The sequence below is a fragment of the Desulfobulbus alkaliphilus genome, assembly GCF_016918545.1.
In the GTDB taxonomy this organism is placed as follows: Bacteria; Desulfobacterota; Desulfobulbia; order Desulfobulbales; family Desulfobulbaceae; genus Desulfobulbus; species Desulfobulbus alkaliphilus.
Genome location: NZ_JAFFQC010000401.1, coordinates 1 through 396, shown reverse-complemented (window position 1 = coordinate 396; position 396 = coordinate 1). Strand labels below are relative to the sequence as shown.

Here is a 396-nt window from a genome sequence, read left to right as displayed (position 1 = left end):
TCCCGCCACTGGGTTTCAATGCTGGCGCCACGCCAGCCTCCGCCCAGCGCAAGGAACAGCGCCACGGTATCTTGCAGCCGCTGTGCACGCACCTGCTGCGTGCCCAGCACGGCTTGCTGGTATTGCTGATCGGCACTCAGCACCTGCAGATAGCCGGCAACGCCGGCACGGTAGTCGGCGTTGATCTCATCCAGTGCGGCGCTTGCCGCTGCCTGCGCGCGCAACTGTGCGTCAAGCTGCACGGCATCGTGTTCCAGCGCCCGCAGCACATCGGCCACCTGCTCAAACGAAGCCAGCACCACCTGCCGATAGCCGGCATCGGCAGCCTGCAACGCCTGCCGCGACGCAGAACGGCGGAAATACAGGGTGCCGCCTTCAAACAGTGGGGCCACGAGG

Annotated in this window: 1 protein-coding gene; it reads right to left on the bottom strand. The window is 66.2% G+C overall.

Annotated elements, in window-relative coordinates; all coding sequences use genetic code 11:
* Nucleotides 1–396 (bottom strand): TolC family protein (locus JWG43_RS19125; protein WP_205244482.1); only part of this gene is annotated, 396 nt, incomplete at both ends.